This is a genomic window from Bradyrhizobium sp. T-12 (genome assembly GCF_058314695.1).
On the sequence record NZ_CM177756.1, the window covers coordinates 5007708 to 5020832 of the forward strand.

Annotated in this window: 12 protein-coding genes; 9 read left to right on the forward strand and 3 right to left on the reverse strand. The window is 63.4% G+C overall.

Features of this window, described 5'->3' with window-relative positions; all coding sequences use genetic code 11:
- The first annotated feature begins 90 nt into the window (after window positions 1–90).
- The 7 genes from AC0WRY_RS23975 (at window position 91) to AC0WRY_RS24005 (ending at window position 6628) form a co-directional block, all read left to right on the forward strand.
- On the forward strand, window positions 91–2271 hold the full coding sequence (locus tag AC0WRY_RS23975) for a GmrSD restriction endonuclease domain-containing protein (protein ID WP_491121254.1): 2181 nt from the start codon (window positions 91–93) through the stop codon (window positions 2269–2271).
- A 43-nt stretch (window positions 2272–2314) separates the two neighbouring features.
- A complete protein-coding gene (locus tag AC0WRY_RS23980) occupies window positions 2315–2917 on the forward strand; it encodes a hypothetical protein (RefSeq protein ID WP_491121256.1) in 603 nt (200 codons plus the stop codon).
- 468 nt (window positions 2918–3385) lie between these two features.
- Window positions 3386–4390 (forward strand): alpha/beta fold hydrolase, encoded by a 1005-nt coding sequence (locus AC0WRY_RS23985; RefSeq protein ID WP_491121258.1) that lies wholly within the window; start codon window positions 3386–3388, stop codon window positions 4388–4390.
- Window positions 4391–4634: 244 nt separating this feature from the next.
- The gene (locus AC0WRY_RS23990) at window positions 4635–5441 is read left to right on the forward strand and encodes a transglutaminase-like domain-containing protein (protein WP_211419751.1); all 807 of its coding nucleotides are present in this window, start codon (window positions 4635–4637) and stop codon (window positions 5439–5441) included.
- Window positions 5428–5556, forward strand: coding sequence for a hypothetical protein (locus AC0WRY_RS23995; RefSeq protein WP_256438851.1), 129 nt, complete (start codon window positions 5428–5430; stop codon window positions 5554–5556). The genes AC0WRY_RS23990 and AC0WRY_RS23995 overlap by 14 nt, the downstream gene beginning before the upstream one ends.
- Before the next feature lie 233 nt (window positions 5557–5789).
- Window positions 5790–5984, forward strand: coding sequence for a hypothetical protein (locus AC0WRY_RS24000; RefSeq protein ID WP_491121260.1), 195 nt, complete (start codon window positions 5790–5792; stop codon window positions 5982–5984).
- A gap of 437 nt (window positions 5985–6421) precedes the next feature.
- Complete coding sequence (locus AC0WRY_RS24005) at window positions 6422–6628, forward strand: hypothetical protein (RefSeq protein WP_249132327.1); 207 nt, start codon at window positions 6422–6424, stop codon at window positions 6626–6628.
- 950 nt (window positions 6629–7578) lie between these two features.
- Here AC0WRY_RS24005 and AC0WRY_RS24010 read toward each other — a convergent pair.
- Complete coding sequence (locus tag AC0WRY_RS24010; protein ID WP_491121262.1) at window positions 7579–7815, reverse strand: DUF1127 domain-containing protein; 237 nt, start codon at window positions 7813–7815, stop codon at window positions 7579–7581.
- Window positions 7816–8002: 187 nt separating this feature from the next.
- Between AC0WRY_RS24010 and AC0WRY_RS24015 the strand changes: the two genes are divergently transcribed.
- On the forward strand, window positions 8003–9346 hold the full coding sequence (locus tag AC0WRY_RS24015) for an aminotransferase-like domain-containing protein (RefSeq protein WP_491121264.1): 1344 nt from the start codon (window positions 8003–8005) through the stop codon (window positions 9344–9346).
- Window positions 9347–9499: 153 nt separating this feature from the next.
- Here AC0WRY_RS24015 and AC0WRY_RS24020 read toward each other — a convergent pair whose 3' ends face one another.
- Complete coding sequence (locus AC0WRY_RS24020) at window positions 9500–10087, reverse strand: hypothetical protein (protein WP_491121266.1); 588 nt, start codon at window positions 10085–10087, stop codon at window positions 9500–9502.
- 93 nt (window positions 10088–10180) lie between these two features.
- Here AC0WRY_RS24020 and AC0WRY_RS24025 point away from each other — a divergent pair, with 93 nt between their 5' ends.
- Window positions 10181–10615: a hypothetical protein gene (locus AC0WRY_RS24025; protein WP_211419755.1), complete on the forward strand. Its 435-nt coding sequence runs from the start codon at window positions 10181–10183 to the stop codon at window positions 10613–10615.
- Window positions 10616–10618: 3 nt separating this feature from the next.
- Here the strand turns inward: AC0WRY_RS24025 and AC0WRY_RS24030 are convergent, their stop codons facing one another.
- On the reverse strand, window positions 10619–13018 hold the full coding sequence (locus AC0WRY_RS24030; RefSeq protein ID WP_491121269.1) for a bifunctional diguanylate cyclase/phosphodiesterase: 2400 nt from the start codon (window positions 13016–13018) through the stop codon (window positions 10619–10621).
- Window positions 13019–13125 lie beyond the last annotated feature (107 nt).

The following is a 13125-nucleotide window of genomic DNA, read 5'->3' on the forward strand; positions in this document are numbered from 1 at the left end:
GACAAAGACTAAGCTTGATGGCAACGTTGCACAAAAGCTTCTGGCAGGCCGACGCGTGTGAATCGGACGCGACAACCCAGAGACTAGACCATGGAAACGCAGGTTCGCACGCCTCAGTTGGTATTCATGCAGCCGCAGCGGCTGATCGTCCCTCTATTTCAAAGGCCGTACGTTTGGAACCAGGAAACCCAGTGGGAGCCGCTTTGGGAAGATCTCAGCCGCATCGCTGAACGTCTATTTTCCAAGCCTGAGGATAAGCACCAGCCGCACTTTCTCGGCGCTGTTGTGCTCCAGCAAATGCCAAACCAGGCTGGCCTGATGCAGCAGCGGACAATAATCGACGGTCAACAGCGCCTGACAACCTTGCAACTCCTCCTTGATGCGTTGGCTGCCGAGCTCATAGCTGTAAATGCCAACTCGTCAGCAGCGCGCATCGAACCGCTCGTTCTCAATGCCGAGCCTTTCTGTACAAAGCCAGAAGACCGTTTCAAAGTTTGGCCGACCAACCGCGACCGTCCTGCCTTCAACGAAGTCATGGGCGCCAAGCCTCCTGTTAACCACGCGAGCTTGGTTTATTGTAAAGAGAAGATGGCGCAGGCCCACCGGTACTTCAGCGAGCAGGCGCGCGAATGGCTGCGAGAAAAGGGCGCGGATTGCGAGCAAGCTCGAGGCGCAGCGATTGAACGTGCGGCGAGGGAGCTTCTGCAAATCGTCGTTATTGATCTTGCGCCAGACGAAAATGCCCAGGAGATTTTTGAGACGCTGAACGCGCGCGGCGCCCAGCTGACGGCCGCTGACCTCATCAAGAACTTTGTTTTTCAGCGCCTGCTGGAGTCGGAGGCGGATGTCGAGGACGCATACCAAAGATACTGGAAAGACTTCGAAACAGGGTTTTGGGAGACCGAAATCAGCGTCGGTCGCCTTCGCTATCCGCGATCGTCCGTGTTTCTAAACCATTGGCTCGCTGCGCAAACGACAGAGGAAGTTGTTGCACGTGAGGTCTTCGACCGCTTCAAACGGTATGCCGACCACGAATCTGGGCTCTCGATGCTCGAACTATTGCGGCGACTCCACGCCGCAGCTGACCGCTACCGCAAATTTATCGACGGCGCGGCTCGCGAGACTGGGCCTGTAGACCGCCTTGGGTTGTTCGGATATCGGACCGGCGTTCTCGAAAGCGAGATCATCAAACCGCTCGTCCTTGATTTGCTCGACCCAGACCGACCGTCAATCCCGTACGATCAACTGGTCAAAGCATTGGACGTCGTAGAGAGCTGGATGGTCCGGCGCATGCTGGTTCGAGCCCCGGCAAAGAGCTACGGACAAGCGGTAGCCGAGATCATCAAGCTCCTGCACACGGACGAGAGGCTACGCGCGGGCGACACCATCGAGAAGCAGCTGGCTGCGCAACCTAGCGGCGGCCGTTACTGGCCGGATGACGTTGAGCTGGAGCAAGCGCTTGTGGACCTGCTTGCCTATCGCCGCATTCGCCGCGGACGGCTGCGGATGGTGCTGGAGGCCATCGAAGACTATCTGCGGGGATGGCGTGACGGCAAACAGGGGTTGGGGGGTGAAAGAGTCGCTCGTGGAAGGCTGGCTATCGAACACGTAATGCCCCGGAAATGGCAGGCAAATTGGCCTCCCCCGACCGACGAAACAGAGCGAGATCGTCTTATTCACACCCTCGGCAATCTTACACTTTTAACAGGTAAGCTCAATTCTAAGGTTTCGAACGGCCCGTGGATGGGAACGGACAGTAAGCGTGCTGGTCTTGAAGGACATGATGTCCTCATGCTCAACCGCGAGCTTTTGAAGGCAGCCGGTGATCAGTGGACTGACGAGGGTATTCGGAGTCGCACGTCGGCTTTGGTGAAACTAATTAGCGCTATCTGGACAGTTCCCGCCGGCCATCGCTCAGGGTTCGCGGCAGCACGGCCCAAACCAGGCAGAAAGGTAGAGCTCTCCGACCTGCTCAATGCCGGCTTACTCCAACCAGGCATGTCACTGATTCCGAAGCGTAAGAAATTTAGCCATCGGGTCGCTACCCTTCTTGCGGATGGAAGCGTGGAGGTGGATGGCGCGGCATTCGCAAACGCACGGGATGCTGCCACTGCAATCGCAGGCAAGCGGACCGGAGGCTGGTGGTTCTTTCTGATCGACCCGGCCTCCGGGCGGACGTTGCGTACAGTTCGGCGCGAATACATCGAAGCCATGGCCGTCGATTCCGATGACGATGAGCAGGATGACGACGGGGACGACGAAGACGCGTGAGGTAGCCTGGTCCCGGCTGCGGCCCAAAGTTCGGAGCAATGCCATGAAGCAATGGTGGCGAAGATGGACCTACGAGGTCCCGCTCGCGATCGGTGATGCGCTGTGGGAGGTGCTGGTCGTCCAACTGGCTGCGCAGCTGGACAGGCTGACCGCGCGGAGGATCATCGCCTTGATCCCCATCGCGATCATCGTTCTGGCCTACTATCACAGGATTCCGATTCCACCGGAACTGATGCTGATCGGCGACTTCCTCGCCTATATCGACATCTTCTCTGTCCTCATCCTGGTCGGCATGCTGAGCCGCGTCGCGACGATCCTGTTCGTCGTCAAACAGGCCGCGGCGCGCATCACCCTGCTCGGCGGCCGCGTCATCACGCGCTTGCGACGGCTCGACATCCGGCATCGGCGCCGGCGCAGCGCCGCGACACGGCCTCGCCGCAAGCCCGAGAGGTCCGAAGATGATCGAGCTTATGGCTGTCCCTGGGATGACCTCGCATCGGCGATGCGCACCTATTTCCTCGGCTCCAGCGCCGGCCCCGTCGTGCGCTACACCAGCGGCGAGTTCGTAGAGCAGGATAGGATGGAACAGTTCCTCGGTTGGAACGTTCACCGTCATCGCCGCCCGGCTCTCGGCTATCATCGGTGATGAGAACGCCTGATCGCGCTCCCGCCCTCACGGAAAGGAACGCCAGATGCAGCGTCACCGGTTCAAACACACAAAATCGCTCAATGAGCGCCTACTCGAAGAGGCTACAAAGCTAAAAGAGGAAGCGAAGCTGCTACCGCATGGCCCGTTGCGGGAAGCTGCAACGAAAAGGGCCCGGCAGGCCGAGATGGCGGCACATATGGATGATTGGCTCTCCTCCCCGGCGTTGCGATCGCCGAAGAAAGACGAGACACCGGGCCCGGGCTAGGCATCTAGGCCCGCAACAGACTGGCGCTAACCTGCTCGCGTGCAGGTGCGGCGCTTTGCCTAAGAGTGAATGCGGTAACAAGAAGAACGATCAGATCTGGGCGCCACACAGGAACCAACGGACGACGCCCTCGTTTGAATTACCTGCAACATTTCTCATTTTGCCCTGAGGCATCGTGCAGAACCCACTGAGGTACTGCCATGACCTTGCTGCGCACACGCTCCCCTTCGCTCGTCTCCAACTCGCTCAGTGCCGCAAGGCAATATCCCGCGCTCGCCGCTGTTGCTGGAATTGGAGCGGTGCTTCTGGGGACAGCTCTCATCAATCGCCAGCTTGCCAGGAAGGCACAACGCGATAATCCGCCACAGGGGCGGTTCATCGAGGTCAATGGCGTGCGTCTGCACTATGTAGAGCGCGGCAACGGCCGGCCACTGGTGCTCTTTCATGGCAACGGCAGCATGATCCAGGACTTCGAGTCGAGCGGCTTGATTGATCTGGCCGCCAAGAACTACCGGGTTATCGTCTTCGACCGCCCGGGATTCGGACATAGCTTGCGGCCCCGCAATGCGGTTTGGACCCCTGAGACCCAGGCAGATCTGTTCAGGGAAGCACTCGGCCGTCTGGGCGTTCAGCGCGCGATTGTGCTGGGACACTCATGGGGAGCGTCGCTCGCAGTGGCGCTGGCGATCAGGCATCCATCGCTGGTCGAAGCATTAGTGCTGGCGTCGGGATATTATTTCCCGACCGCCCGCACCGACGCCACGGCCTCTTTGGCACCTGCAATCCCTGGACTCGGCGATATCATCAGTTACACAATATCCCCGATCTTCGGGCGGCTGATGTGGCCTGTGATGTTGCGCAAGCTATTTGGCCCGCGCACAGTGCCCGAGAAATTCGCCGACTTTCCCAAGGCAATGGCTGTACGGCCAGCACAGATGCGTGCCAGTGCCGCAGAAGCGGCCTTGATGGTCCCGGCGGCTTTTGTCGCTGCGAAGACCTATAGTGAGCTCAGGATGCCCACGATCATCATCGGGGGTGAGGACGACCGTCTGATCGACATCGAAAAGCAATCGGTCAGGCTCCACGAAGAGATCAAGCAAAGCAAACTGCACCGGATCGCCGGCGTCGGTCATATGGTCCATCAATCTGCGACGCCCGATTTGATGGCGGCCATCGACGAAGCCGCTGCCGCGACATTGCACTAGACAATGGCCGCCGCGAATGCTGGCGAGCACCGCGCCCTCCGCTCGGGATGGTCGGACACGGCATGGTGATGGGACGTGCCTTGGCCTTGCCGCACTTGGCATTGCGCTCGGTCAGTTGCATAGCCATTTCCTCTTCAGCGACGCCGCAGACCGGACTGTCGCAGCGATGCCGACCTGAGTTCGAGCCAACCCGACTCATCCGCCGGCCAATTCCAGTCAGCGCAGTTGGAGCCGAGGCCTAAGCATGCAGATTCGGGTCGGCTTCGAAATGATCTACGACTTCCCGCAAGTCACGCCATTGATCGCGATGGTCGGAACGCATTTCACGCGGGCATCCGATGTTGTCGTACCGGATCACCTCATCACCTCGCCTTCCGTTCCGATCACGCCTTACCGCGACAGCTTCGGGAACTGGTGCAGCCGGATGGTTGCGCCCCGCGGCCGCATGCGCCTTACTGCCGACGGAACGGTGCGCGACAGCGGCTTGCCCGATGTGATCGTGCCTTCAGCCGCGCAGCACGCGGTCGAAGATCTTCCATCGGACACCCTGCTCTATCTGCTCGGCAGCAGGTATTGCGAAACAGATCGGCTTTCCGACATCGCGTGGAAGCTGTTCGAGAAAACGGCGCCCGGCTGGGCGCGCGTCCAGGCGATCTGCGATTTCGTCCACGATCACATCGCGTTCGGATACGAGCACGCGCGGGCGACCATGACGGCGTGGGAGGTCTTCAACGAGCAGAAGGGCGTCTGTCGGGACTATGCGCATCTCGCCATTGCGTTCTGCCGCTGCATGAACATTCCAGCGCGCTACTGCACCGGCTATCTCGGCGACATCGGCATTCCGCCACCGCATGCCCCCGGCGACTTTGCGGGTTGGTTCGATGCCTACCTTGGCGGTCGCTGGTACACCTTCGATGCACGCAACAACACCCCGCGCATCGGCCGTGTCCTGATCGCCCAAGGCCGCGATGCGGCGGATGTTCCGATTGTTCATATTTTCGGACCAGGCGAGCTCATCAGCTTCAAGGTGTGGACTGATGAACTGGTATGAGCCGCTCGTCCGAGTCATTGCACGCAAGATCGACGAGATTGATCTCGCTAATTGGCAAGGTGAGTGCTACAAGGCTGGCATCACCGCACGCTTCTTGGCTGTTATCGGTGACTGAGAGCATCGCGCTCCCGCCTCCACCCGACAGAAGGCGGTCAGATGTCCGATTCGGTCAAATTCGACATTCGTGAGTGGCTCGTGCCACCTTTACTGGTGCCTATTTTCCTCATTCTGCTGATCGCGATCGTAGCCGTTCTCTAGCGGCGGGCGGTCCGTCGATGACCCGCGCCAAAATGCAAGCGCGGCGCTTCGGCCAACTCGCGAGCACGCGAGCCGAGACAGGAGGCGGCAATGGCAAACACAGCAATCATCAGAGATGCCTACGGCGTTCCGGCGGTTTTCACGGGTTCGAAGACGGGTCGGGACGATGCTCCCTTCGTGTTCGTGAGGGTCGGAAACGAGGAGCGCAGGATGCGCTGGTCCGAATGGGATGCTCTGCCGGCCTGGACCGGCGAGCGGCCCATTTGGGCGGGTGCAACCAAGTAATATGGAGTGTTCGGCATGACGCCGGCCCGAACGAGCACATGGACCAGAGCGCTCTTGCTGGCGGCGGTGGTGGGCACATCCACGACCGCAGCTGTGGCGGCGGAGCCAAACTGCCGTGCGATCGAAAGCACCAACGCGCGCCTGTCGTGTTACGATGCGGCATTTCCTCCAAGAACAGCGAGGCCCGCCCAAGCGAGCATCAGCTCATCGTCAGGTGACAAGGATCCGTTTCTTGCGGAAGACGCACGAACCGCCGCGAAGCTGAAGAATATTTGCCGCGGCTGCTGAGTTTCACAGATAGTTCCCGCGCGGAAGCAAAATAAAGCACTCGCTATCCAGCAGATAGAGTCGCATTGTCTCGCCACCGCCGAGCGGCCCGTAGCATCTATCGGTGGTGTGAACGCGAGTTGCGCTCCCGCTTTACCCCGCAGCGGAGCATGAAAATCTTGGCTCGACGATTCCCAGAACCATCATCGACATTCGAATATCGCCTGGCGCAAGAGGCACTCAACCTTCGCCAGCAGGCCAAAGGGATGCCCGCTGGTATCCGCCGCTCGGAGCTTTTGCGAAAAGCCCGGCAGATCGATGTTGCCGGAGAGGTCAACAAGTGGTTGACCTCGCCGGGCCTGTTGGCGCCGCTTTAGGTCTCAATCTCCAGTGGGCTGAACCTACGCCCTCTGCGTAAAGACCTATTGGTATCGGGATTTTACTCTCACCCTCCCGGGGCTGATCAGCCGCCGCCTGCGCTTCATTTCAAGCGGGCGGCGTTTTTGCTTGCGATGGCGAGCCCTTCTCCGGGACTGTTCCCCAGCAAGAGGGCTGCGCAGCCACAATCCCTTGCGCTGCCGCCGGGCAAAACACCCGAGCTATGGGTCAACGCGCGCCGCGGAAAATATTCCGCTTTACCGAAATTCGGAAAGCGCGCATCCATCGCGGCAACCCGGCCCAAGGACAAGGGGCGTATCGCGATCGTCACGAACGCGGGCCGGGCGGCGGTGGGCGCTGATGATACCGGCGCGAAGGGCTTTTGCAGGGCGGGCAACCGTGAGCAAGGCCATCGCGCACACGACCGGTGCCATCAGCGTACAGCAAAATCGTGTGGTCCTGGCGCCCGCAGTCTGTGCGTTAAGTCTTGTGGTGATGTGGCGGCCCGACCGGGTTCGCGCGTCAGCCATCCGCAAGGCGACGGGGGCAATAGTGCAACGCTCCCCGGGGAGAGCACGACATAAGCCGTTCAAACCACTGCGCAGGGAAGGCCGGGATGTCCCCGGTTGCCCTGTTCTCCGCTATGCAGCAGCACACGCAGTCTGCCCTTGGCATGGCGGTCCACGGGAGCCGACCGGCTCCCGGCCTTCCCTGCGCCCTTGTTCGATGAGGGCGAAGAGATCAAGCAAAGCTCGGGCGAAACGCGCCGCGAGGATGCGAAGCCGCGTCTGCAGAATTGCAGGATGGGTAGAACGGAGCGAAACCCATAGCGCAGCGCCAAGCGGTGCGATGCAGAGCCGGGGCCCATGTTGCAGCGTGTGCGCGGCCCCTGGGTCCTGGCTCTGCGCAGCAACGCGTTGCTGCGCGTCCGGGACGCGACAGTAGTGGCTTACAGATACCGCGTCAGCTCGGCCTTGAACTGCCCGTAGACGGCGTCCTCGATCTGGCTGCGCGTGATCCCGATGTCGCGCAGGGCGCGGTCGTCGAGCTCGTTCAGCGTCTTGACGGCGGTACGGCGCTCGAGGCGATCGAACAGCGCATAAGCGGCGTGGGCGAGCGTGGCGAAAAATCCGCCCGTCGAGGATGGGCGTAAACTCCGCCCGGCAGTTTGCGAGATAATGGTCATTTTTCTTCTCCGGCCTGTCGTTCCGCGCGGCGAAAGCAAATGCCGTTGGCGCGGACGCACTGGGCGTCTGCACCTCATTTGCCGTCGGATTGCTCTCGCTCTCCTCGGCTCAATCGCGGACCTTGATGGAACTTAAATGCTTCAGTACACTACTCGGAGCAAGTAAAACATTGCTCTCGGTGCAATAATGTCCAAGTTCGAGTACGTGAAGCTTGCCGATGCCATTGCCTCGGATATCTCTAACGGCACGTTAAGGCCCGGCGACCGGCTGCCGCCGCAGCGCAATTTTGCCTATGACCGTGGCATCGCGGTCTCGACCGCGAGCCGGGTTTATACGGAGTTGCTCCGCCGTGGGCTCGTGGTCGGCGAGGTCGGCCGCGGTACTTTCATCTCCGGCGACATCAGGCGCGAGGTCGAGGCGCTGAGCGAGCCGCGCGAGGCGCGGATCGATTTCGAGGTCAATTACCCGCTATTGCCGCAGCAATGGGCGATGATCGCCAAGAGCCTTGCGGGACTGGAGCGCGTCGATGCACTCGAATCGGCGCTGCGCGTCTCCACCAGCACCGGTACCAAGAGCGCGCGCAATGCGGCCGCCGCCTATCTCGCGCGCAAGGATTTCGCGCCGCAGTCCGAGCAGATCGTCTTCACGGCCAATGGCAAGCAATCGCTCGCGGCCGCGCTTGCGGCGCTCGTGCCCACCGGCGGCCGCTGCGGCGTCGAGGCGCTCACCTATCCCTACGTCAAGAGCATCGCGGCGCGGCTCGGCATCACGCTGGTCCCGATTCCGATGGACGAGTACGGCGCGCGGCCCGACGCCATTCAGAAGGCGCATCGCGAGGCGCATCTGTCGGCGCTGTATCTGCAGCCCATCATCCAGAACCCGCTCGGCGTCACCATGAACGCGACGCGGCGCGCCGACATCATGCGCGTCGCCGAAAAGCTCGACCTGACCATCATCGAGGACGCCGTGTACGGCTTCCTCGCCGACGACACGCCGCTGGCAGCTCTCGGGCCGGACCGCTGTATCGTGATCGACAGCCTGTCGAAGAAGGTCGCGCCGGGCCTTGCGCTCGGCATCCTCGTGGCGCCGCCGCAACTGCGCGAGAGCGTGATGAGCGCGGTCCGCACCGGCGGCTGGATCGCCTCCGGCCATGCGCTGGCGTCCGGGCAGCGGCTGATGGCCGACGGCACCGTCGCCGAGCTCACGCGCCTGAAACGCATCGACGCCTCGCGGCGTCAGCAGACCGCGGCACGGCTGCTCGCCGGCTACCAGCTCGCCGCCGACCCGCGCTCCTATCATCTGTGGCTGACGCTGCCGCCGCACTGGCGCTCGCAGACCTTTGTTGCCGCTGCGGCCCGGCGCGGCATTGCACTGACGCCGTCCTCCACCTTCGCCATCGCCCACGGTCATGCCCCGAACGCGGTGCGCCTCGCACTCGCCCCGCCCACCTTCGAGCAGCTCGATTCCGGCCTGCGCACCATCGTGTCGCTGCTCGGCACCAAGGAAGAGGATTTCGACTCGACGGAGTAGATCGCGGGGGCCCTAGCGCCGACGCACCTCCAGCCGAGTACAAGTTCCGCCGGGATGTCCGCTCGGACCATGGCCGCTCATCGGCGTTTATTCGGATTGCTCCGAGCCAGGCGGCAGGCCCCGCTGACAATCGATCAGCGGCCGGTTGCAAGACTAGGGCAGCAGCGATTGCGGCAGGCGCGCCAGGGTATAGGCGCGTGGCTGGTTGCGCCGCACGAAGCCGCCGACCTGCCAGGCGAACAGCGCGGCAAAGCCGACGATGAACAGCGCGCCGGCGAGCTCGCCGATCATCAGCGCACGGATCAACAGGCCCGCCATCACCACCGCCAGCGCCGCCAGGAATGCCAGCACGATCGCATAGGCCGTGCGGCCGAGCCCGGCGGTCAGCGCCGCGTGGCTGCCGGCCTCGGCCATCCGCGCATGCAATTCGACGATGAACGCGCGAAAGCCGTTGTCCTGCGGAGCCATCAGCGCCGCGGTCTGCCAGCTCGTCGACAGGATCGCGATGCGGCGGCCGCTCCTGTGCGTGACATCGGCGCGAAAGCGGTGCTGCTGCATCGACACCGGGCGGAACGACAGCCGGATTGCGCTTATCTCGTCATAAGGCCACAGGCCCGAGCGGCCGGAGATGTACCAGGACAGCCCCTGATCCGTCAGCTCGAAGCGATGCGCCGAGCCGATCAGCGACGCCTTGTAGGCATAGCTCACAACTGGCGCGGCCTCGGCCTCCGAACCCTGCATCCCGACAACCGATCCCGTCCGCGCGATCCCGTCCGCGCCATCCCGCCGGCGATCCGCTTGCGCGATCGCCCTCGCCCATCCTACAAGCGAGGCATGGTTGAGACGACCTTTTTTCCGCGCCGTCTGATTCTCGGCGCCGCAATGATCTCCGGCGTGCTGCTGGCGCTCGCGGTGCACATGCTGGGCGCGCGCTACGGGCTCGACCTCGGCGGGCTCTGGCGCTCCGACACGGCCGAGTTCATCCCCGCGGGCGCGGCGATTGCCTGGTGGCTGATCGCCACGGTCGGATTCTCCGGCGGCTATTTCACCGCGAGCTTGATGCAGAGCGCCGTGTCCGGCCAGATCCCGCAGCGGATGCGCCAGTTCCTGATCGCGGTCGGCGTGCTCCTGCTCGCGGGTGCGGGTCAGGTAGCCTCGGCGCCGAGCCCGATCCCGACCGTCTCGGGCGTGCTCGCCGGGCTCGCCGCGCTATGCCTTGGCGCCGTCATGGCGTTCTGCGGCGCCCATTTCGCGCTGCGCCGCGGCTGAACCTCACGCCGACGCCAGCAGCCGCGGGCGGTCCAGCATGATCGTCACGTCGGAGGCCGGCCGCGGCTTGCTGAACAGATAGCCCTGCGCCTGATTGCAGCCCTCGCGCCTGAGCAGCTCGAGCTGCGCATCATTCTCGACGCCTTCCGCGGTGGTGACGATGCCGAGGCTGCGGCCGAGGCCGGTCACGGCGCGGATGATCGCCATGGAATCCTCGCGCGTCGCCAGCTCCGACACGAACGAGCGGTCGATCTTGATCTTGTCGAACGGGAAGCTGCGCAGGTAGCTGAGCGACGAATAGCCGGTGCCGAAATCGTCGAGCGAGATCCGCACCCCCATGCCGCGCAGCTCGTGCAGGGTGGTCAGCGTCGCCTCGCTGTTCTGCAGCAGCACCGATTCGGTGATCTCGAGCTCGAGGCGTCGCGCATCGAGCCCCGAAGCGGCCAGCGCCTCGGTCACGGACGCGATCAGGTTCGGATTCTTGAACTGCACCGGCGACAGATTGACGGCGAGGTCGACGTCGTCAGGCCAGCTCGCCGCGTCGATGCAGGCGGAGCGCAGCACGAATTCGCCGAGCTGGACGATCAGTCCGGTCTCCTCGGCCAGCGGGATGAAGTCGATGGGTGCGATCAGGCCGCGGTGCGGATGGTTCCAGCGCAGCAGCGCCTCGAAAGCGACGACGCGACCGCTGATGACGTCGCGGATCGGCTGGTAGTACGGCTCGAACTCGCCACGTTGCAGCGCCGCGCGCAGATCCATTTCCAGGAGCCGCCGCGCCTGCGCGCGGGCATCCATGCCGGTCTCGAAGAAGCGATAGGTACCGCGGCCGTCCGCCTTGGCGCGGTAGAGCGCGAGGTCGGCGTTCTTCAACAGCTCGTCCGGGTCGCTGCCGTCCTGCGGCGACAGCGAGATGCCGATCGAGACGCCGATCACGATCTGATGGTCGTCGATCTCGTACGGTGCCGAGATGACCTCGACGAGACGGCGGGCGAGCGATCTCGCAGCGGTTTCCTCGGAGCGTCCGATCTGGACCACCGCGAACTCGTCGCCGCCCAGCCGCGCCACGGTGTCGCTTTCGTCGACGACGGCCGTCAGCCTGCGGCCGACCTCCTTCAGCAGCGCATCGCCGATGGGATGGCCGAGCGAGTCGTTGATGTCCTTGAAGTGATCGAGATCGAGACAGAGCACCGCGAGCTGCTCGCCCGACCTTGTCCGGCGCAGCCCCTGCTCGAGCTGCTCGTGGAACAGCACGCGGTTCGGCAGGCTGGTCAGCGCGTCATGGCGCGCCATGTGCGAGATCTTGGCCTGCGCCTCCAGCCATTCGGTGATGTCCTCGAAGGTCGCGACCCAGCCGCCGCCGTGCATCGGCTGGTTGACCACCCGGATGGAGCGGCCGAACCGGTTGACCACGTCGGTCGTGGTGCGGCCCTCGCGCGCGTCGGCGACGAGGCGGGCGAAGAATTCATCGGCATCGCCCTGCCACTGGCCCTTGGCCTGCTCGTCCCGCAAGATGTCGACCAGCCGGCGGCCGGTGAGCGCGATGTCGGTGCGGCGAAGCATCGCCGCATAGCGCTCGTTGAACAGGATGATCTTGCCGTCGGCGTCGAACATGCACAGCCCCTGCGACATGTTCTCGAGCGCCGTGTCCAACACCATTTGCTGGGCCCCCAGTTCGCCCTTGGCGCGGCGGTCGAGCAGCGCCGCCACGAGGGCGATCGCGATGATCGCGACCGCGGCGCTGGCAGTGAGGAAGGACAGCGAGGCCGGCGGGATCGACAGGCCGCTGATCGCGAGCGTCGGATCCGGCGTCAGCAGCACCGCGCCCATGGCCGTGAAATGATGTGCCACGATGGCGACCGTCAGCAGCGCAGTCGCCGTCAGCGCATGGAAGAGGTCATCGCGTCGCGCCGCCACAAACAGGGCAAGCGCCGCAAAGAGAATTCCGGACAGGATCGAGATAGCAACCGTGCTTCCGATCCAGCCCACCCGCGCGGGTATCTCCAGCGCCGCCATGCCGGTGTAATGCATCGCCGCGACACCGGTGCCGACGATGGCGCCGCCAAGGGCGACCCACGCCGCGCGCGAGGACGATACGGCGATGCTCAGCCCCACGAAGGTCACCGCGATCGCAAAGATCAGCGACATAATCGTCACCGGGATGTTGTAGGCGCCCGCGCCTCCCGGCCCATAGGCGAGCATCGCGATGAAATGCGTCGCCCAGATGCCGCAGCCGCTGACGGCAGCATCGAGGCCGATCCAGGCAAGACGTTCGAGCCCGTGCGTCGCACGCGCGCGATGGAACAGGCTGATCGCCGCTGCGCTGGCGAGCAGGCACACCGCACCGCCGAGCGCGACGAGGCGCAGATCGTGCTCCTCGGTAAGACAGTAAAGAACTTGATACATTGCGGGCCCCGTCCCTATGGACTCGCACTTGAACCGACAGAGGTGGACGATCGGTAACCGGCTACATGACCGGTCCGCGAATGGTAAATGGCGGATGTCCGGATTCG